Raw genomic sequence first — 19,159 nt, 5'->3', positions numbered from 1 at the left:
ATACACCCTGGTTTTTTTGATTGTAGTATCAGGAATACCGGCCCGCCGGGCTCGCTTGATGATTAAGATGATCTGCCAGCCTCAGGGCAAGCTGCAAAAGTGGCATGGTCGGATTACACGCACCGGCTGTAGCGAAAACACTGCTGCCCACCACATAAAGATTCTCGGTGCCGAACACTTTGCAGTTCTCGTCGACCACCCCGAATTCAGGCGCCGTAGCCATCCGAGTAGTGCCCATATGGTGGGCATGCGGAGCCACTTTCAGCGGCAACGTGACGTCATACACGCACTCATCCAGCTTGACGAAGCCCAGGCCCGTTTTGGCAAAACATTCCGCCACCTCCAGCCCAATGGACTTGATGGTATGTCTGTCTTCAGAGCCCACCTCCCAATGGATGTTGACCTTGCGCATCCCCAACGCATCCCGCTCTTCGAGCAAATTGAGGCGGCTGTTACGGTTGGGAAACTGTTCAATGAGGGTGGTAATCACCCCGTCGCCAGGACAATTGAAGTGGGTAATGAAATCGATCTTGTGCGCCAACCCGACGTCGCAAACGAGGTTCTCCAAAAAGTCCTTGATGGCCGCTGTTCGCCCATAGGCTTTCACTTCCTCCAGCAGCGCAGCGGAGATGTTCCCTTTACCTGACTGAAAGTGCGCGACAAACGCATCGGTGGTGAAATACTGCCGAGGCTCGGTACTCTGCCCCTCCCCCAGAATAAAGGTCCCCAGATCGAGGTTCAGGTGCTCCATGAAACATCTGCCGACGAAACCGTCCGTGCTGACAAGGCCGGCGGACGCCAAGGACTCGCTGTTCATCAGTTGCCGGGCATTCTCGATGGCGCCCGTTGCCAGAATGAATTGCTTTGCCTTCACTTGCTCCCGGTGCTTCTCGTAATCGGACACAACGACGGTGGCGATGCGACCGGTCTTGGCATCGAACTCAAGATCGACACAGTTGCAGTTGATGAAGACATCAAGCCCCTCGGTCTCTTGAAGCTCTTTGGCGTATTTCTGTGCAAATCGCGTCGGCGGGCTCAGCAGGAAACGATCGGCTACAAAGTCGTCGCCGTCCATGGACGCATTGATGGCCTTGAACCCCGAATCCGCCGGAAGATCCACGATGGCCATGGCCGCTGGCAGATAACGCTCGATCTCGGAAAACGCGATGGGCCAGCCAGGCAGATTGACGGGTGGGGGCACGTCAAAGTCTGACTTCTCGAAGGGCCGGCAACGCCCCGCCCAATGGTTGGACGTGCCACCGAGAAAGCGCAGGCGTGTTTCTTCAGCGTAGACATTCATACCTGTCGAGGCGCAGTTGTAGAGGGTTTGCGAGGGCTGCGAGTATTCGTGCCCCCCACCCTCCAGAAGCAGCACGCGCCGACCTTTCCCGGCCAGACGCAACGCCAGCGTGATGCCCGCCGGCCCGGCCCCGATGATGCAAAAGTCATAGAGGTCGCGAAGTTCCTTCTGCGATTGGTAATCTTTGATCATGTTCGCGTTTGCCGAAAGTACTGGGCCGGCAACACCCAGCCGTTAACCACGACAAACCCGTTTTTTTCCGAAGGAGGCGAAGCAAGGAGCGTGGGCAATCCAAATGTCAGCCCCCCCAGGCTTAACAGAGCAAACGCCTGAAGGAGTTCTCTGCGCCCCATCGCAGAGGTATTCAAATCAAGTTCACTCATGTTTCAAGTTCCCCGACATTGAAATTGAAAACCGCGAAAGACTTGAATCAAGTCAAAGCCATTTGGCAAGGCCCAACACCAACTCCCCACACCCGATCCCGACCAACACCATTGGCAGCACAACCAGCTCACGTTTGAGATCGAACAGCCCTATACGGCGGTTTACATAAACAATTAGCACAAGGGTCGGAAATGTATGCAACGCGACGCCCCAAATCGCGTATTTCACTCCGCCAATGGCCAGTAACAGCGGCAGCAACACCCATAACGAGATGGCGCGAATAATGTTATCCATCGCCTGGTACTTCGAGAGTCCCTGGGCAAGCCAGGCTTGATGCGACACGGTGTAGCGCAAGATGAAGAAAGACAGTGAGAGCACCGACATCATGTTGCCGGCCTCGACATAACGCTCATCGTATAACCAGTGGATGATGAGTGGGCTGATGGTCCAGAACAGTCCGCAGGCAAACAGCAAGGCGATGTCGATAATCAGCCTGAAACGGTAGTACAGCGCGTGAAACCGCGCGGTGTCGTTGTTTCTCGTGGCCTCGCTGAAGGCTGGCAAGGCTACGGCGCCCACCAACCTCTGCACGCCAAGCGCAAAAGCCCCGAGGATCAGCACGGCAATGGAGTAGACCCCCAGTTCGGCGGCCGACATGCTGCCGCCGAACCAGATGCGATCACCATTCATGGCCAATACGCCCACGGCTGACGACAACAGGATCCAGCGACCGAAAACGACTAGTTCCTTGAGCGCAGTACGGTCCCATAACAGGCGGTTAGGCGGGCCCTGAAACCAGAAATGACCCAGCAACGTACTGACCAGCGCCGCGACCAGACCCGCCCCCACCAGCGACCAGATCGATCGGGTGAAGTAACCGATCACCAGCATCACCAGCAGGCCGGCGATCTGCGAGACAAATTCGGCGAGCACGACTTTCTTTTGCTGGAAGGCGCGCACGGCCACGTCGACTTTTGTCGACTGCAGGCCATAAATGATCGCGGAGAAACCGGTGAGGGCCAACACCAGCGGCAACTCCGGTGCCGCGTAGGTGGACTCCGGCGACCACAGGTTGATGACCTGCGCAAACCAGGCGAAGGCCGCGATCAGCAGTGTCGAGGCAAACAGGACAAAACCGCGCACAATCTGCACGGTCCAGACAGTATTGAGAAACACCGGGTCGTCGCCACGCGGGCTCTGGATGATGTTCTGCCGCAAGCCTGCATCGGACAGCAAGTGCAGAACCACCGAAACGGTGGTGGCGATGATCATGATGCCGAACATCTCCGGCATCAATAGTCGGGCCATAATCAGGTTGCCGCCCAAGCGAATGGCTTGAGACGTCACCAGCGCGCCCAGATTCCAAGCCCCGGCAAATATCGCTCGCTTGCGCAGGCTCAACGATGGCGATAAATCAATTGAAGGCATAACATCAATCCCGGACTCAGTGGTACGCACGTTACTATAGCCGCAATCAGGCTTTCTACTATCCTTCGCTCACCATTCAATAAGTTTAAAAACTCATGCCTGAGCACTTACGCGCGTTAACCGTCATTCTGGTTCTGGCCGGCATCGTTTTTGCCCTTTCACGCCGAGCTGCAGCGGATCTTGTCCCCTCCAGCGACTTCAAGCGTCGCCGTAATCTGTGGTTCGTATTGACGATCCTGGCCTTCGTCTCGCACAGTTTCTGGGTGTACGCAGCCGTTGCCGCCATCGTCTTGAGCGTCGCCGGAAAACGCGAGCGCAACCCCATCGCGCTGTTCTTCTTCCTGCTGTTTCTGGTACCGCCGGCCTCGGCGCAGATTTCGGGCCTGGGCGTGATCAACTACTTTTTTGACCTCAACCATATTCGTCTGCTGTCCTTGTGCGTTTTGCTGCCGGCATTTTTTGTGCTGCGCAGACGTGCAGACACGCTGGCATTCGGGCGCACCTGGCCGGACAAACTGTTGGCCGCCAACCTCCTGCTGTCGAGTCTGCTGTTGCTGCGCGAAACCACGCTCACCGATACCTTGCGCCAAGCGCTGTACATGTTCATCGAAGTTTTCCTGCCGTACTACGTGGCCAGCCGGGCTTTGAAAAACCTCAGCGACTTCAAGGACGCGCTGTTGGCCTTTGTCCTCGCGGCCATGGTGTTGTCGATTATTGGCCTGTTCGAATTTTCCCGCAGCTGGTTGCTATACAGCGCATTGATCGACGCCTTGGGCATGCAATGGGAAATGTCCGGTTACCTGAGCCGGGGCGGTTCATTGCGCGCCAGTGCCACGACCGGCCAGGCAATTGCGCTGGGCTTCGTGATCAGCGCAGCCATCGGCTTTTATCTGTATTTGCACGAAAACGTGCGCAGCAAATTCCAGCGCCGTCTCGGCGCACTGTTGCTGGCCGGCGGGTTGTTTGCACCCCTGTCGCGTGGCCCGTGGATCGGGGCCGCCGTCATGATCGCAACCTTCATTGCCACAGGCCGCAGTGCGGTCAAACGCTTGCTCCTGCTGGCGCTAGCCGGACTGCTCGCCTTGCCCTTGCTGGCAATCCTGCCGGGCGGGCAAAAAGTGCTGGACCTGCTACCGTTCTTCGGCACGATCGAAGTAGAGAACATCACCTACCGTCAACGCTTGTTCGATAACGCCATGATCGTTATCCAGCGCAACCCCTTGTTCGGCGCTTTCGACTTCCGCAGCACGCCGGAAATGCAGTCCATGATTCAGGGCCAGGGCATCATCGATATCGTCAACACCTACATCAACGTGGCGCTGCAGGTCGGGTTGATCGGGTTGACGCTGTTCGTGGCTTTTTTCGTCACGGTGCTCGTTGGCCTGCGCAAGGCAATGCGTTCTTTTTCCAACAAGGACGATGAGACGCGCCGACTGGGACGCGCACTCTTCGCGACACTGGCGGGAATATTGGTGACCATCGTTACCGTCAGCAGCATCACGGTGATCCCCGTGGTGTATTGGTCGGTAGCCGGGCTAGGCGTTGCCTATGCTCAGATGGTTCGCAGGCTCAAGCACCCCTCACCCGCACTCGCGGTGAGCGCCCACCCCCAACTTCGGTAATGCCAATGCCCACTTTGTTTCGCCGCACACCGCTGCTGCTCATCGCACTCCTGTGCCTTGCCATTTGGCCGTTCCGGAGCTGGGCGTCGGACTGGGTCGCGAGCGTGGATGAACGCAGTGGCCTGCCGATGCTGACACGCGGCGGCAGCCCCGTCGCAGGGTCGACATTCACCTTCTGGGGGAGCAACTGGGACTGGTCGTATTTTGCCTCCCGGTTCAAGGTAAACGCCCCCAACAGTTACTTTCTGGAAGGTCAGAACAAAGACCTGGACTTCGACTTGACGGCGCAGATCCAAAAGGACGGCGAGCAGAAGCTGATCTGGAACTTTGCCCTCGATGCGCATAGCACGAAGTCGGGTGTGATGGGCGGGGGCATCGTCTTCAAGTTTGACCCGGCACTGTTCGCTGAAGAAATGGGCGAGCCGGTATTGCTCCCTGACAACAGCGGCTGGGCATGGGGAAAGGCACAAGGACGACGCATCGAGATGCGTTTTGAGCCGGCACTGGCGAGTGTGTATTTTGAACCCGGTGACCGATCCGAAGTGCGCGCATTTTTCTACAAGAACACGATCAGGCCCGGCCACCAGAACGTCAAAGCCACCTTGAGCATCTCGGGTGATGTGACACTCGGCCCGACCGAGTCCGAGCGCTTCGGCCTGGCAGACCCGACAAGCTGGCCGAGTGACAAAGTCGACGTGAAAACCTCACCGGTCGACCTGTCGTTTCTCAATGCTGACGAAAAACCGGCAGGCAAGCGCGGTTTCGTCAAAGCGTCCGGCGAGCAACTGATGTTCGCCGACAACACCCCGGCGCGTTTCTGGGGCACCAACATAACGGCCTATGCGCTGTTTCGCACCTCAGACGAAGCCGTCAAGCAACAGGCCAAACGCCTGTCGGCCCTCGGCTTCAATCTGGTACGCCTGCACCACCATGACTCGCCATGGGTAAGCCCGAATATTTTTGGCGAGCGCGACCTCACACGTGACACTCAACAACTCAGCGCGCAGTCGCTGAAAAAGATCGACTGGTGGATCAAGTGCCTGAAGGACGAAGGCATTTATGTCTGGCTCGACATGCACGTCGAGCGCGCCCTTACGCCGAAGGACAATATTTTTGCCTTCGATGAGCTGCCAAAAAACGAGCAGAACAACGCCAGTCTCAAGGGTTACGCGTATGTAAACATCACCATTCAGCAGGCAATGAAACGCTTCGCCGAAGCCTACGTGACCCATGTCAATGCCTATACCGGCCTTGCCTATAAAGACGATCCGGCAATCGCCGCCGTCCTGATCACCAACGAAAACGACGTCACTCAACACTTTGGTAACGCCCTGTTGCGAGACAAGGGAGTTCCCAAGCACTGGGAGCTCTACAAGCGTCGGGCCGATGCCTTTGCCAGCCAGCACAATCTCTCGGCAGGACTCACCTGGCGTTCGTGGGAGCACGGCCCCGCCAAGCTGTTCCTTAACGACCTGGAACAGAGTTTCAACGTAGAGATGATTCAGCATCTGCGCGAATTAGGCGTGAAGGTGCCCATCGCCACCACCAGCAGTTGGGGCGGTGATGGCCTCAGCGCCTTGCCAGCCCTGACTGCCGGCGACGTCATCGATGTTCACAGCTACGGCGGCGCGGGCCAGCTGGAGAAAAACCCGCTCACCAGCGCCGGCATCGTCGACTGGATTGCCGCAGGCCAGGTAACGGGCAAACCCCTGACCGTCACCGAGTGGAACAATGAACCGTTCCCGACACCCGACCGTCATTCGTTGCCACTCTATGTCGCCGGCACCGCCAGCCACCAGGGCTGGGACGCGCTGATGCAATATGCCTACAGCCAGCAATCGCTCGACGGCGACTGGGTAACGGCCGACAACTGGCACGCCTATAACGACCCCGCCATGCTGGCCACCCTGCCCGCCGCCGCCCTGCTCTATCGTCGCGGCGACGTCAGCGAAGCCACCACAACGTACGTCTTCGCGCCCACACCCGACACCCTGTTCAACCGAGCAATCACGCCGGCCAACTCCGCGCTGCTCCGCACCGCCATGGAGAAAGGCAAGCTGCAAATCGCCATGCCTCAGACGCCGGAACTGCCCTGGTTGCAACCGGGCGTTATCGCGAGCAACGCACAGGTGTTTCATGACCCTGACCAGTCGTTGCTGGACGTCAATGCCAGCGAGTCGACCACAGACACCGGCGAACTGAAGCGCAACTGGAAACAAGGCATCTACACCATCGATACGCCACGCACCCAGGCGGCCACCGGCTGGATCGGCGGCGAATCGATCAGCCTGGGCAGCATCAAGGTACAAGTGAAAACGGCGAATGCCAGTGTGGTGGTGCAGAGTCTGGACAACGCGCCCGTCGGACAATCCAAGGACGTGCTGATCTCCTTGGGCTCCCGCGCCATCCCCAAAGAAGACGACAAAACACCGTTTTATGTGGAGCCTCTGGGGGGCACGCTGAGCATCCAGGCACCACCGGGCCTGACGCTGTTCACCCACGGCACACTCGCGCAAATGAAGAAGCTGCCCGCGACCTATATTGATGGACGCTATACGATCAAGCTCGACGACCTGCAAACGTCCAATTGGTTGTTTTTGAGAAAAAACGCCACTCGCTGACGTTGCAATCCGCTTGCACAGGAACAGTTTCCAGGAGGTCAGGATGAAATTTTTGGTGATTGGCGGCGCAGGCTACATCGGGTCGCACATGGTTAAACAGTTGCTGCGTGCGGGTCACGAAGTGGTGGTGGCAGACAACTTTTCCACGGGCTACCGCAGCGCCTTGCTGGGCGGAAAACTGGTCGAACTGGATATCGCCGACGCGCAAGCTCTGGACGTTGTTTTTGCCGCAGAGCATTTTGATGCGGTGTTCCACTTCGCTTCATTTATCCAGGTCGGCGAATCCGTCACGGAACCCGCCAAGTATTACCAGAACAACCTCGCCGCCACACTGACGCTGCTACAAGCCATGGTGCGGGCGAAGATCAAGCACTTCGTTTTTTCCTCGACCGCCGCCGTCTATGGCGACCCGGTGTACGTGCCCATCGACGAAGAACATCCCAAGGCCGCCATCAATCCCTATGGCCGCAGCAAGTGGATGGTGGAGCAGATGCTGGAAGATTTCGACCGCGCCTACGGTCTGAAATCGGTCTGCCTGCGTTACTTCAATGCCGCCGGCGCCGACCCTGAAGGACAGCTGGGTGAACGCCATGAACCGGAAACCCACCTGCTGCCATTGATCCTGCAAGCGGCCTCCGGTCGACGCGCGTCCATCACCGTTTTTGGTCGGGATTACGACACGCCGGACGGTACCTGTATTCGCGACTACGTCCACGTAGTCGATCTCGTTGCCGCTCACGCACTCGCCGTCGATTATCTGCTGGCCGGTGGCGCAAGCACGGCGTTCAACCTCGGTAACGGCCAAGGGTTTTCGGTACAGGAAGTGATTGATACTGTGCGCCGCGTCACCGGCCAGGACTTCTTCATCAGTGACGCACCCCGTCGTGCCGGCGACCCGCCACGGCTGGTGGCCGATCCCCGAAAGGCCAACACGATACTGGGCTGGCAAGCACAATTTGCCTCACTTGAAGAGATCGTGACGCACGCCTGGAAGTGGGAGCAGAAGCACCCTTGGCACTGACAGTCGGCGCCGGCGCATAACGCCATGCGCCGAAGGGTGACGCGCTAGTAGTAAGAGCGGTTTTGCGGCTCGGCTTTGTTCAGCACCGTGCCAATCAGATTGGCTGTGCCCAGATGGTGCAGGCTTTCCTCGATCTCTTTCTTGCTGTTCATGCCGTTGGCGACCACCAGCAGGACACAGTCGAATTTAGGCAGGATGGTAATCACATCGTCCGAGCTGAGGATGGGCGGCAAGTCGAAAATTACGATTCGCGAGTTGTAGCGCTCACGCAGATCAGTAATCAAATGGCTCACCGCAGGCGATGACAGCACCTCGGTGGACAGGGGAATCGGCTTACGGGTCGGCAGGACGACAAAGCGCGGCAAGGTCGGATTCACCAGGACCTCTTGCAGTTCCGCTTCATCGGCCAGGTATTCATTGAGCGATTTTTCCATCGGCAGACCCAGGCAGGCTCCCACTGTCGGACGACGCAAGTCAAAATCCACCAGCAAGGCGGTCTTGGTGGTGTGATGGGCGATGCTCATGGCCAGATTGATCGCCAATACCGTCTTGCCTGCCTCCGGCGTCGGCGAAGTAATGGCAAGCGTACGCCAGCCGTTTTCTTCCATGATTTTCAGAACTTGCGTGCGCAGCAGATCGAACGCGCCGCCCATGTTCGAATTCTTGTTGTACGCCACGATGCGGTTGCGCTCGAGATGGTCCGGCCGCAAAGGCACCACTTTTGTTTGCACATAACTGAGTGCATTGAGACCTGCAGATTGCCCGGTTGCGGTCATGGCTTTTGGCGTGGTCACGAGAGCCGAGGAGGTCTGTTTTCCGTCTTCTTCGGTATCGGGCTTGTTTATTTCCATGGCTGTATTCCTTATGCAAACCGGCCCAAAGCTTTAAACATCAAAAGATCCAGTGGCATGTAGAGGAAGTGCACGAGCACCAGAAAGATCGCGATGGCTACTATCCCACAGATGATCAAACGCGTTCGCCACTTCTTGCGACTCGCCAGCTCGGATTTGGTGTGAATGTAGGGAATGGAAACCAGTACGCGCCGTCCCAACACACTGCCCAGGGCTTCGGCGCCGCGCACGCGCTGGGTCAGCATTTCCAGGAGCATCACCAATGCACCAGCGCCCACCGGGGCGAGCACAAAGCCCATGGCAACCACTTTCTTGCGGTTCGGCCTTACCGGTTTTTCAGGCATCAGCGGCGACTCCAGAAGAACAAAACGCTCTGCTTTGTTTTCCTGTTCAAGGCTTTCGGAAATTCTCGCGCTCATCTCCTTGGCGCGCATTTCCTCGTATTTCTTTTTCGCGTTGTCATGGTCGCGCATCAGCGTGATCAGGCCGCGCTCGACTTGAGGCGTTTCAATGATCTGCGCTTCGTATTCGGATATTTTCTGCAGCGTCTGCTGCTTCTGATCGGCCAGTGACTTGATACGTACGTCGGTGGCGGCGATCCGCGCCTGAGCCTTCGCTACATCCATATTGACGGGCATTGCCGCATTACCTGCCAGCGCCTTGTTCGCCTCAAGCGCCGTAATCTTGCGTTTGACGGCACGCACATCGGGGTGGGCTTCGGTGTACAGCGTCAGCAATTGAACGTATTCCGCCTTGAGGCTGCCCAGATCCTGAGGTTTGTCAGCGGCTGCACCCACCACTCCAGGTTTGGTCGCGCCGCCGGCATTGGCGGCGATAAGCTCCAACTGGTTGAAACGCAATTCCTCGCGGGCAGCCTTGTAGTCACGGTCGACCTCTTTGAGGTCGTTTTCGGCGCGCGTCAACATGTTCGTCAGCAATTCCCGATTCTCGGGCAGCGCGTTGCTGTGCTTCTGCTTGAAGTCTGCCACGAGATTATCCTGGGCGTTCAGGGCAACCTCGAGCTTGTCCGCCTCCTGCTTTGCGAACTCGGTGTTTTCATTGGCGCGCTCGGTGCGCTGCCTGATGTTTTCATTCAGGAACAGCGTCACCAGCTCGTTGGCCACTTTGGTGGCAATCTCTGGCTGGCGGTGCTCAAAGGAAAGTCGAAACGCAATCGTCACTTCCCCGCGCCCCTTGACCGCAGCGCTGACCAGGGTGACGCCAATCGCATTGCGCATTTCATCGATTTTCTCGGAAACGCTCAACTGCCGGCCTTGAGAAGAGAACAGATTGTATTTGTCGATGATCGCCGCCAGATTGTCTCGGGTCATTACCCGCTGGCGAATGACTTCGATGCGTTCATCGGCAAAGGTGCCGTTGTTCGCCGCGACCAGTTCAGGCGAGATCTGCTGCGACTCGATCAGGATCGTGCCCGAGGACTCGAATGTGGGCGGAAGTGACATCGCGACTGCGATGCTCACACCGAGTATGGCCGCGCAACTCACGATCAACAGCACGGCGTGGTGTTTGACGATCGCTATGTAGTCGTTGACCGACATTTCGTATTCAGAGGCCATATTTCTCACACAGCTGAATTTCAGAGACCGGGATAACTGTAAGCCAGAGTCAACCCGACAACATTTGCGCTGGCATCCGGCAAGCCGTCCTGCTGGCGCTCCTTGTACGTGAAGGATAGGCGCGCAATCCAAAAAGGCGAGAGTTCTTGACTGATCCAGGCACTGTAATTGCGCAGGGTGTTCGGCGTCTGGCCTTTGGTGTCTTGCCAGGAGGCATCAAAACCGGTGCGTCGGATCTCGTCGATGGCGTAACTCAATGTTCCCTTCAGGTTATCGGCCTCGACGAACCCGCCGTCCCCGCTGGCGACCGTACTGCGACCGGCGTCGAAGAGCGCATCAAACCGCTCGCCGGTGTATTGCAAGGTCAAACCGCCCTGCCCCTTGGGGCCGCCCCCCGAACCGGAGACCTGATTGACGCCCGCGTACACCGAGCCCTTGAACTGCTCCGAGACCTGGAAATTCACGCCGACCGTGGGGGTATAGCTGTTTGAGGAGGACGCCACTGCCGAACCCTTCTCAGGCTCATAGCGTCTGACGCCTAAACGGGTGAACACCTCGGTCTGCTCGCTCCACGCGTAGTTCCACGTCAAGCGGGTGGCCAGTTCGTCATAGTTGATCAGGGTGGGAATGTCGTAAGTGACATGAGTGTAGTCAGTCTCGTTGAGCAGCGTACTTCGCTCGCTGAGGGCCCTGCTCCAGTTGCCACCCAGAGTGTAAAGCTTCTGCGTGCCGTCAATCGCCACCACGCCGGTTTCCTGAACGGCAGTGGAGAGCGTAGAGCTCTCTTCATACTTGGCCGTGAGTCCAAATCCGCCGGTTTCGGTCTCGCGCTGCCACCCTAATTTCAATCGGGGGTCTTCACGGTCCGTCACGATGTCGGTATCCGAAGAACGCACGACGTATACACCGAGACCGAACTGAAACTCATCCCGTCCGGCAGTGCCGACAAGGTTGAGATCGGGGGCGATGATGGTGCGGGTCACGCCCTTCTCGCCACTCGTGAGCAACAGTGGATTGCTGTCGTACTCGACAGTAGAAGGCACCGCGATTGCTGATTGCCAGGTCGCCGCATAGGCCATGCCCGAGCACGGCAAGATGAGGATTGCCGTGGCAATCCCGGTGGTTCGAAGAGCAAGCAAGGTAATCCTTAATGCATAGCGCAACGCTAAGGCACGACCAGCGTATCGCCGGCCTTAAGTAGAAAATTGGTGGTCATGTCATCGCCGGACATCAACTTGCTGTAGTTGACGCGCAGGATCTCTTGCTTGGTCCCGGTGAGTCGCACAACCTTGATGTCATCCTTGTCGGCGAATTTGTCGAGTCCGCCCGCCATGCTTATTACCTGCAGCACTGACGTTTGCCCTGACATGTGCACACTGCCAGGTTTCAGCACCTTGCCCTGAACGTAGACGAGATTACCTTCAGTGCCTGTAACGACAACGCTGACCTGCGGATCGGGTATGAACTTTTCAAGCTTGCTGGCGATTTTCTCCGCGACTGCGGTGGTATCCAGCCCCGCTACTTCGACCTGCCCTGCCAACGGGAAGGTGATGCTGCCATCGGGGAGTACGCGTGCATCCTGCTTGAGCTTGTCTTCGCCCCAAACGGAGATTGTAACGAGATCGCCAGGACTCAGCCGATATGCCGCGTCGTTGGCGACGGCATTGGAAATGCTGGGCAACACTGCCAGCGCGCAGACCACAGGTAACCAGAAACGCGACATCGGGATCCCTCCGCCTAAGTAGCCTTGCCAAGAGTTTCACATAAAAACCGGGGTAAATCACTCTTGCTCATTTTTAGGTCAAGGAAACGATCAAGGGGCAATTTTTTGTGCTCGACGCTGGCCAATTTTCGTCGGCCCGACGCCTCTATTGCCTGCCGGGCAACTGCCGGCAAAGGAAGTTTTCTATTTAACAAGAAGTTATCGTTAAACATGCCGTCCTCGATGTCTACCTGCCAAATTAATAGCACTCTATTTATTAGAGTCCGTCATTCAGCCACTACATCGCCAACCCACTCACCTATCAAACTGATGTCAATCACTAGTGTCAATGCGCCACATAATCGCTCGCAAAAACAAATAGCTAGCTACACCTTCCGCCGGTTGGCGACCATAACAAAACCGAATAACGCCGATGAAAACAACCAGGCGGCTGCCGATAACGGAACTGCATTCGGTGGATTGATGAGGGCATCATCTGCGCCACTCAACACTTTACTTTGAGTCCCTGAATCTACCGTTAACTTGTCAACCACAAGTTGCGCCATTAATCCGTCACAGGAAGAACTATTGACGGTAGCGCCCGCTTTGGCGGCAGATTCAACAAGGCCGTCAAGTTGATTTTTTGCTGTATCAGCATAGTCGATATCGCTGACCGTAGCTGCCGCGCCAGCACCGTTTGCAACGGTTGAAGCGGCGCCACCCTGCTCTGCCGCGGTCATGCCCACTTTTGGACCAGCCGCGTCGCAAGAGTTGCCTATGCGGTTAATTTCACGGATCAAAGGAGACGCCTGCGCGGTGGCAATGGCCGCACCATTAAAGAGCACGCAGAACAAAACGGATTTGAGAACCAGTGATGAACGCATTAAGACCGCCTCTCTGCACACAGGGTTTTTCTGATATCGAATGAAGGATTCGTTACCCAGTTGACTGGAGCCTATAAGCACATCGCCATTACGTCAATGGTCTGTCACAACAATAACTTAAAATAAAAATCAAGGGAGAATGGCGTCAAAAAAACGACAAAAAGTCCGCGCTATTCAAAGGGTTTCTATCCCCTTGAAATGGCTCAAACATGGGCATCAGCGCTGCTGAAAACGGCCTGAATACGTTGCGTTGCCCCCCGCCGAAACACCGGCGACAAAAAACTAACGGCGCTCGCTGCCGTGCATCCATTCTCGCGGGCTGACACCGGTCTTGCGCCGAAACGCGCGAGCGAGGGCCGAAGGACTTTCATACCCCACTTCATCGGCAATCAGGGCAATGGACTTGCCTTCACGCAAACGTTTCTGCGCCAGGCTGATGCGCCAGCTCACCAGATAATCAACCGGGGTCTGCCCCACCACCTGGCGAAAGTGTTCGGCAAAACTGGCCCGGGACATGTTGGCTGCCGCCGACAATTCAGCCACCGTCCAGGACTTGCCGGGCGTGTCGTGCATCAGGCTCAACGAGCGTGCCAAGCGTGGGTCAGCGAGACCGGCCATCATGCCGGGGCTTTGTTCGCGGTTAGTCAGAATGTGCCGCAACAACTGGATCACCAGCACCTCGAACAGCCGGTCCATCATCGCTTCGCGACCGCAAATGCCGCCGAATGCTTCTTTGAACAGCCAGTCCAGTGTTCCGGCCAGGGTCGGCACCACCGCGAGATCAAGCACCAGGTATTCGGGCAAGGCTGCTGCCAAGGCATTCCCCGCACCGCCATCGAACGTCAGCGAAGCGCACACCAGTTGCGTGTCGGACGCGTCAGAGGCAATCAGTCGGTGGCGGTAAGGTCGCGGGAAAAAAATCAAGGTGGGGGTGTTGAGCTGAATCGCGCGCTCATCGGCCAGTTTCAGGGTCAGCTCGCCGGATTGCAGCAGGTGAAGGTGCCCGCAAACCTGATTACCGTCAAAACCGCTGGTGCCGCAAAGAGCCCCGCTGTGGAAGGTGCCGGCGCTGACGCCGAAATGGCTGAGCAAAGTGGACAGGCGATCCATGGACAGGCTCCTGACGGGATATTTGGACGATCTGTCGCATATCCTCGACGATTTGCAGCCAATAGACCAGTGCTCGTCACTAGCATGGACCCCGTACCCAGCGCAGACCGCGCCGTCATCTACGGAGATTCACCATGAGCCGCATCAGCGCCCTGAGCCTCGAACACGCCACCGACACCACCCGCCCGCTGCTGGAAGGCGTGCAGAAAAAAATCGGTTTTTTGCCCAATGTCTTCAAGACGCTGGCACATGCACCCGCCGTGCTGTCCTCTTATCTGCAGCAGTCTGCGACCCTCGGCAAAACCTCACTGAGCGCCACCGAGAAAGAAGCGATCTTCCTCGCCACGTCCCAGGTCAATGGGTGCGACTACTGCCTCGCGGCCCACACAGTGTTTGCCGGCAAGGCCGGGCTGTCTGCGCAAGACATCCTCAGCGCCCGCAATGGCCAGCTCAACGCCTTTGCCACCCTGGCCCGAGAAATCACTGAAAGCCGCGGCCACCTTAGCAACGAGCAGATCGCCGCGGCACGCGCAGCCGGGATCAACGACAGCAAGCTCATCGAAGTGATCGCCCACGTGGCCGCGCAGACTCTGACCAATTACCTCAACAACGCCGCCCTGACCGAGATCGATTTTCCGGCCATCGATGCTTGAAGGACGCTCAATTCGGGAGTACCGCTAATGAACACCGTGACGCTCTACACCACTGACACCTGCCCTTACTGCCGCAACGCGAAAATGCTGCTGGCCAGCCGAGGCATTGCAGCACAGGAAATTAACGTTCAATCGCAACCGGGCAAATTCCAGGAGATGCTCAGCCGCAGCGGTCGCCGCAGCGTGCCGCAGATTTTTATCGGTGACACGCATGTCGGAGGGTTTGACGACCTGGCCAAACTCGATCGCCAGGGTAATTTGCTGTCGATGCTGGCCTGAGGTTGACGAATTTACGGGGTGCTCAAATCGGGTCAGACGTTTGACCCGATTCTTGCACTTGCTCGGTGAGGGGCAAGAAGGCATCTACAGGGGATCGGTGTAATCCCAGAGGCCGAGTGCAGGTTCTGCACAGTGGGCAAACACGCGCAGAGCGCTCTATGATTGAGTCCTATGACCACTTCGCTGCCGATCCGCCAACCCTGCCCACCCGGTGCCTGCAACTGCGAGCGTGAACCGCTGCTGGAAAAACCGGGCGCGGACCTGCGCATCCTGTTTCTGACCCGCACCGAGGAGAAGCGCCTGATCGAGCGCCTGGAAAATCTCCAGAGCCTGAGCGACCTCGAACGGCTGCAACAGCGGATGTTCGAGCAACTGGGCATCCGGATAGAAATCGCCCCCGGCTTCAACGAGGTCCGCACCATGCGCGGCATCGCCATCTCCATCGACGAACTACCGGGGCTCTGCCGCAAAACCCGCCAGGCGATCCCCGCCGCGATTCGCCGCGGGCTGGAAAAGCGTCCTGAAATCGCCTACGAACTGCTCAACGCCAACGACCTGTTGCGCGACGCTTGACGGTTGAATGCCCCGCCCGCCCCCCCCGAATGCCACGAAAGAGGATCAGCGGTCGTACGCGAATCCCGGCGCGCTGCTATGCCTTCTCAAGGGAGAAAAGCTTTCGAACCCGTCAGGATGATGCGGGAAACAGGCGTGACCGTGGCCCCGGCGCCAGCCAGGTGCGCGAAGAGCAACAGGTGCCGATCCGGAGCAGGAGGTGGCAGATGTTATTCATGGTCAGTTGGTCGATCAGTTCGCAAAACCGTAACAGCGTGATCAAGCGCTTTCTCGAGACCCAAGGTGCTCCGCCCCCCGGCGTCAAAATGCTTGGGCGCTGGCATGCCGTCGGTGGCTCGCGCGGTGTTGGCATCGCCGAAACCGACGACGTCGTACACATTCAAAAGTGGGTGCTGCAATGGAATGACCTGATGGACATGGAAGTCCATGCAGCGTTGACCGATGAACAGGCGGGGCCGCTGCTGGCAGCGGCGGTCGGCAAGTAATAGTCATCTGGGCGGCGAGCTCTGCTCACCGCCCGATGTCGGTTCCAGCGCCCGGAAGAATACGCGCGCAGTTGTACCGCGCCAGGCTACTTCTTCATCCCTACACGCCGGCGCATTTCGGCGGTAATCGTCTGTTTCGTTTTCTTCAGATCCGCCCACGGTTCGTTCCCGACGTCGGCCAGTCGTTCATGCACAGTGCGCACGTTCCATTGATTACCGCCCTTGAGCCCGGCCACCTCCTCGCGGAAAATCGGCACCGACACCGGCAGCCCTTCGCGGGTGCGCGCCGCGTAGGCGCAAATGGTGGTGGCGCCGAGGCCGTTGCGCAGGTAATCGATGAAGATCCGCCCGACCCGGTTCTTCGGCCCCGACACCGCGGAAAACCTTTCTGGCAACAGCTTGGCCATGTGACTGACGATGGCGTGGCTGAAATCCTTGACCTCATCCCAACCGAGCTTGCGGGTCAGCGGCACCACAAGGTGAATGCCCTTGCCGCCGCTGGTCTTGAGAAAGGATTTGAGCCCCAACTCGTCGAGCACCGACAGCGTCAGTTGGGTCGCCTCGACCATGCTTTTCCACGGCAGCGCCGGGTCCGGGTCGAGGTCGAGGACAAAGCGGTCGGGCTTGTCCAGTTTGTCGCGAGTCGCGTTCCAGGTGTGCAGCTCCACGGTGCTCATCTGCACCGCGCCGATCAGCGCTTCAGCGCTGTTGATGATCATGATCGGCTGGCCGGTGAGTGCCTTGTCCAGCGTGGTAATCCCCGGAATCGCCAAGTGTTCGGCGTTCTTCTGGAAGAACAGTTCACCGGCAATCCCGTCGGGCGCACGGACCAACGCCACCGGCCGGTCTTTCAATTCGGGCAGAATCCATTCGGCGACACTGGCGTAATACTCCGCCAGTTGCACTTTGGTGGTGCCGCTGCTGGCGTCGATCACCCGTTCCGGATGGGTGATGCGCACCTTGCCCTCGCCCAGGCCCAGCTGTGAAGGCGCTTTTTTCGGGGCTGTGTTTTTGTTGGCGGCGGCAGGTTTTTCGGCAGTACTTTTTTTCACCACGGTCGGACGCTCCTCGATGATGCCTTGGGCCGGTTTGTCGTCACGCAGGCCATGGAACACCGCATGGCGCACCGAACCCTCCTTGGTCATTTCGGCGAAGGCGATTTCCGCCAGCAACGTGGGTTTGAGCCAATGCACACCCTTGGCATCAAAACCGGTCGGCGGATTGACCACCGACGGCTTCTTCGTCTGCAACGGTTTCAGTTGTTCGAGAATGTGTTTGAGCGTGGTCTCGTTGAACCCGGTGCCGACCTTGCCCGCGTAGCGCAACTTGCCGCTGTCACGGTCATGCAAGCCCAGCAACAAAGCACCAAACCCATGGCGCGAGCCTTTCGGATCGGTGAAACCGACCACCACGAATTCCTGCCGATGCTTGCACTTGAGCTTGATCCAGTCGCCGCTGCGCCGGGACACGTAAGGTGAACCCAGACGTTTACCGATCAACCCCTCCATCTGCATCTGACAGGCACTGTTGAGCAAGGCTTCGGGCTCCTCGGCGAACGCATCGGAGAAACGCAACAACGGGTCTTTCGCGCAGTTGAGCACCGTCGCCAGTGCGACTCTGCGCTCTTCGACCGGCACTTCGCGCAGGTCCACGCCGTTGAGATAAGGCATGTCGAACAGGTAGTAGACGATGTTGGCGCTGCGCCCCGCTTCGAAGGCGTTTTGCAGCGCCTGAAAGTCCGGCACGCCGTGCTCATCGGCGACCACCACTTCCCCGTCGAGCCAGGCCGATTCAAGTTGCAGTGCTGCCAGGGACTCGGCTTGCCCGGGCAGTTTGTGAGTCCAGTCGTGGCCGTTGCGGGTGAAGAGCTTGACCTCGCCGTGGTCAATACGGGCCATGATCCGATAACCATCGAATTTGATCTCGTAGCTCCACTGCCCTGGCGGGACCTTTTCGACCAGCGTCGCCAATTGCGGTTTGAGCTGTTCGGGCAGTCTGGCCTTGCGGGCGCCCGTCAGTTGCGCCGATTTTTGCTCAGGTTTGACTTGGCGCGCCGGTTTCTTGATGGGCTTGGGTTTGCCGACGGGTTTCGGCTTTTTCGCGATCAGCGTTCGGTCGCTGAGCACACTGTCCGGCTCGGCGGCGACCACGTCGTAATCGCTTTGCGGTTTCGCCGCGCTGTCCTGATGCTTGATCAGAAACCACTGTTCCTGCTTGCCCGGCATGTGCGTGCGCACCAGGTTCCACAAGCCACCGAGCTTTTCGCCCTGCAACTCGAACTTGAGTTTGCCCTTGGCGTAGGCCTTGGCCGGATCTTCCTGCGGAATCCACACGCCACGGTCCCAGACGATCACGTCGCCGGCGCCGTAGTGCCCTTCGGGAATGTTGCCCTCGAAGGTCGCGTAGTCAATCGGATGGTCCTCGACATGCACCGCCAGGCGCTTGACCTTGGGGTCCAGCGACGGGCCTTTCGGCACCGCCCAGCTTTTCAGCGCGCCATCGAGCTCCAGGCGAAAGTCATAATGCAGACGCGAGGCATCGTGCTTCTGGATGCAAAACTGCAAAGCGTGATCGTTCGCGGTTTTCTTACCCGAGCGTTTGGCGGCCGGTTCAGAGGTCGCCGAGAAGTCGCGCATGCGGTTGTAGTCGTCCAGGTTCTTGTTCATGGC

The 19,159-nt window shown here is 58.1% G+C and carries 18 protein-coding genes; 7 read left to right on the top strand and 11 right to left on the bottom strand.

Translation table 11 applies throughout. The annotated features are described in order from the left end of the window. Positions 1-28: 28 nt before the first annotated feature. Genes ACI77H_RS17185 through ACI77H_RS17175 form a run of 3 tightly spaced genes read right to left on the bottom strand, consistent with a single transcriptional unit; the run spans position 29 to position 3,112 of the window. Positions 29-1,492 carry an FAD-dependent oxidoreductase gene (locus ACI77H_RS17185; RefSeq protein ID WP_407012939.1) on the bottom strand — a complete coding sequence of 488 codons (1,464 nt, stop codon included), beginning with the start codon at positions 1,490-1,492 and terminating at the stop codon, positions 29-31. After that, positions 1,489-1,683: a hypothetical protein gene (locus tag ACI77H_RS17180; protein ID WP_407012938.1), complete on the bottom strand. Its 195-nt coding sequence runs from the start codon at positions 1,681-1,683 to the stop codon at positions 1,489-1,491. Before ACI77H_RS17180 ends, ACI77H_RS17185 begins: the two co-directional genes overlap by 4 nt. A 52-nt stretch (positions 1,684-1,735) precedes the next feature. Beyond that, positions 1,736-3,112: an oligosaccharide flippase family protein gene (locus tag ACI77H_RS17175; protein ID WP_407012937.1), complete on the bottom strand. Its 1,377-nt coding sequence runs from the start codon at positions 3,110-3,112 to the stop codon at positions 1,736-1,738. A 95-nt stretch (positions 3,113-3,207) separates the two neighbouring features. Here ACI77H_RS17175 and ACI77H_RS17170 point away from each other — a divergent pair, with 95 nt between their 5' ends. The 3 genes from ACI77H_RS17170 to galE are packed head-to-tail and all read left to right on the top strand — an operon-like array spanning position 3,208 to position 8,376. Then, positions 3,208-4,734: an O-antigen ligase family protein gene (locus ACI77H_RS17170; protein ID WP_407012936.1), complete on the top strand. Its 1,527-nt coding sequence runs from the start codon at positions 3,208-3,210 to the stop codon at positions 4,732-4,734. Positions 4,735-4,739: 5 nt separating this feature from the next. Beyond that, complete coding sequence (locus tag ACI77H_RS17165; protein WP_407012935.1) at positions 4,740-7,355, top strand: glycosyl hydrolase family 5; 2,616 nt, start codon at positions 4,740-4,742, stop codon at positions 7,353-7,355. Positions 7,356-7,398: 43 nt separating this feature from the next. Then, positions 7,399-8,376 carry a UDP-glucose 4-epimerase GalE gene (gene galE, locus ACI77H_RS17160; RefSeq protein WP_407012934.1) on the top strand — a complete coding sequence of 326 codons (978 nt, stop codon included), beginning with the start codon at positions 7,399-7,401 and terminating at the stop codon, positions 8,374-8,376. 44 nt (positions 8,377-8,420) lie between these two features. Here galE and ACI77H_RS17155 read toward each other — a convergent pair whose 3' ends face one another. The 7 genes from ACI77H_RS17155 to ACI77H_RS17125 all read right to left on the bottom strand — a co-directional run bounded on the left by ACI77H_RS17155 (position 8,421) and on the right by ACI77H_RS17125 (position 14,500). Continuing rightward, positions 8,421-9,152, bottom strand: a complete 732-nt coding sequence (locus ACI77H_RS17155; protein ID WP_407013080.1) for a CpsD/CapB family tyrosine-protein kinase — start codon at positions 9,150-9,152, stop codon at positions 8,421-8,423. Positions 9,153-9,238: 86 nt separating this feature from the next. Beyond that, complete coding sequence (locus tag ACI77H_RS17150; RefSeq protein WP_407013079.1) at positions 9,239-10,804, bottom strand: GumC family protein; 1,566 nt, start codon at positions 10,802-10,804, stop codon at positions 9,239-9,241. Positions 10,805-10,824: 20 nt separating this feature from the next. Next, a complete protein-coding gene (locus tag ACI77H_RS17145) occupies positions 10,825-11,943 on the bottom strand; it encodes a hypothetical protein (RefSeq protein WP_407012933.1) in 1,119 nt (372 codons plus the stop codon). Positions 11,944-11,969: 26 nt separating this feature from the next. After that, entirely contained in the window at positions 11,970-12,527 is a 558-nt protein-coding gene (locus tag ACI77H_RS17140; RefSeq protein ID WP_407012932.1) for a polysaccharide biosynthesis/export family protein, read from the bottom strand. A gap of 14 nt (positions 12,528-12,541) precedes the next feature. Then, positions 12,542-12,739 (bottom strand): hypothetical protein, encoded by a 198-nt coding sequence (locus tag ACI77H_RS17135; RefSeq protein ID WP_407012931.1) that lies wholly within the window; start codon positions 12,737-12,739, stop codon positions 12,542-12,544. Between the two features lie 153 nt (positions 12,740-12,892). Continuing rightward, positions 12,893-13,390, bottom strand: a complete 498-nt coding sequence (locus ACI77H_RS17130; RefSeq protein WP_407012930.1) for a hypothetical protein — start codon at positions 13,388-13,390, stop codon at positions 12,893-12,895. 282 nt (positions 13,391-13,672) lie between these two features. After that, entirely contained in the window at positions 13,673-14,500 is an 828-nt protein-coding gene (locus ACI77H_RS17125) for a cupin domain-containing protein (RefSeq protein ID WP_407012929.1), read from the bottom strand. Positions 14,501-14,634: 134 nt separating this feature from the next. Here ACI77H_RS17125 and ACI77H_RS17120 point away from each other — a divergent pair, with 134 nt between their 5' ends. The 4 genes from ACI77H_RS17120 to ACI77H_RS17105 all read left to right on the top strand — a co-directional run bounded on the left by ACI77H_RS17120 (position 14,635) and on the right by ACI77H_RS17105 (position 16,490). Continuing rightward, positions 14,635-15,153, top strand: a complete 519-nt coding sequence (locus tag ACI77H_RS17120; protein ID WP_407012928.1) for a carboxymuconolactone decarboxylase family protein — start codon at positions 14,635-14,637, stop codon at positions 15,151-15,153. A gap of 27 nt (positions 15,154-15,180) precedes the next feature. Continuing rightward, positions 15,181-15,432, top strand: coding sequence for a glutaredoxin 3 (gene grxC / locus ACI77H_RS17115; RefSeq protein WP_407012927.1), 252 nt, complete (start codon positions 15,181-15,183; stop codon positions 15,430-15,432). Between the two features lie 171 nt (positions 15,433-15,603). Further along, positions 15,604-16,005, top strand: a complete 402-nt coding sequence (locus ACI77H_RS17110; protein WP_407012925.1) for a hypothetical protein — start codon at positions 15,604-15,606, stop codon at positions 16,003-16,005. Positions 16,006-16,211: 206 nt separating this feature from the next. Further along, positions 16,212-16,490, top strand: a complete 279-nt coding sequence (locus tag ACI77H_RS17105; protein ID WP_407012924.1) for a DUF3303 domain-containing protein — start codon at positions 16,212-16,214, stop codon at positions 16,488-16,490. An 86-nt stretch (positions 16,491-16,576) separates the two neighbouring features. Here the strand turns inward: ACI77H_RS17105 and ligD are convergent, their stop codons facing one another. Then, positions 16,577-19,156 carry a DNA ligase D gene (gene ligD / locus ACI77H_RS17100; protein WP_407012922.1) on the bottom strand — a complete coding sequence of 860 codons (2,580 nt, stop codon included), beginning with the start codon at positions 19,154-19,156 and terminating at the stop codon, positions 16,577-16,579. Between the last annotated feature and the right edge of the window lie 3 nt (positions 19,157-19,159).

Source organism: Pseudomonas sp. O230, assembly GCF_045447035.1.
Taxonomy (GTDB): Bacteria; Pseudomonadota; Gammaproteobacteria; order Pseudomonadales; family Pseudomonadaceae; genus Aquipseudomonas.
The sequence above is the reverse complement of the archived record's forward strand: the minus strand, read 5'-3'. Positions and strand labels throughout refer to the sequence as shown.

Bases quoted from the DNA above. Each gene is read 5' to 3' on its own strand.
- ACI77H_RS17155 (WP_407013080.1), bottom strand. From the start codon at position 9,152: ATGACCGCAACCGGGCAATCTGCAGGTCTCAATGCACTCAGTTATGTG.
- ACI77H_RS17130 (WP_407012930.1), bottom strand. From the start codon at position 13,390: ATGCGTTCATCACTGGTTCTCAAATCCGTTTTGTTCTGCGTGCTCTTT.
- ACI77H_RS17170 (WP_407012936.1), top strand. From the start codon at position 3,208: ATGCCTGAGCACTTACGCGCGTTAACCGTCATTCTGGTTCTGGCCGGC.
- ACI77H_RS17110 (WP_407012925.1), top strand. From the start codon at position 15,604: ATGACCACTTCGCTGCCGATCCGCCAACCCTGCCCACCCGGTGCCTGC.
- ACI77H_RS17165 (WP_407012935.1), top strand. From the start codon at position 4,740: ATGCCCACTTTGTTTCGCCGCACACCGCTGCTGCTCATCGCACTCCTG.
- grxC (WP_407012927.1), top strand. From the start codon at position 15,181: ATGAACACCGTGACGCTCTACACCACTGACACCTGCCCTTACTGCCGC.
- ACI77H_RS17120 (WP_407012928.1), top strand. From the start codon at position 14,635: ATGAGCCGCATCAGCGCCCTGAGCCTCGAACACGCCACCGACACCACC.
- ligD (WP_407012922.1), bottom strand. From the start codon at position 19,156: ATGAACAAGAACCTGGACGACTACAACCGCATGCGCGACTTCTCGGCG.
- ACI77H_RS17150 (WP_407013079.1), bottom strand. From the start codon at position 10,804: ATGGCCTCTGAATACGAAATGTCGGTCAACGACTACATAGCGATCGTC.
- ACI77H_RS17180 (WP_407012938.1), bottom strand. From the start codon at position 1,683: ATGAGTGAACTTGATTTGAATACCTCTGCGATGGGGCGCAGAGAACTC.
- ACI77H_RS17105 (WP_407012924.1), top strand. From the start codon at position 16,212: ATGTTATTCATGGTCAGTTGGTCGATCAGTTCGCAAAACCGTAACAGC.
- ACI77H_RS17140 (WP_407012932.1), bottom strand. From the start codon at position 12,527: ATGTCGCGTTTCTGGTTACCTGTGGTCTGCGCGCTGGCAGTGTTGCCC.
- ACI77H_RS17125 (WP_407012929.1), bottom strand. From the start codon at position 14,500: ATGGATCGCCTGTCCACTTTGCTCAGCCATTTCGGCGTCAGCGCCGGC.
- galE (WP_407012934.1), top strand. From the start codon at position 7,399: ATGAAATTTTTGGTGATTGGCGGCGCAGGCTACATCGGGTCGCACATG.
- ACI77H_RS17135 (WP_407012931.1), bottom strand. From the start codon at position 12,739: ATGTTTAACGATAACTTCTTGTTAAATAGAAAACTTCCTTTGCCGGCA.
- ACI77H_RS17175 (WP_407012937.1), bottom strand. From the start codon at position 3,112: ATGCCTTCAATTGATTTATCGCCATCGTTGAGCCTGCGCAAGCGAGCG.
- ACI77H_RS17185 (WP_407012939.1), bottom strand. From the start codon at position 1,492: ATGATCAAAGATTACCAATCGCAGAAGGAACTTCGCGACCTCTATGAC.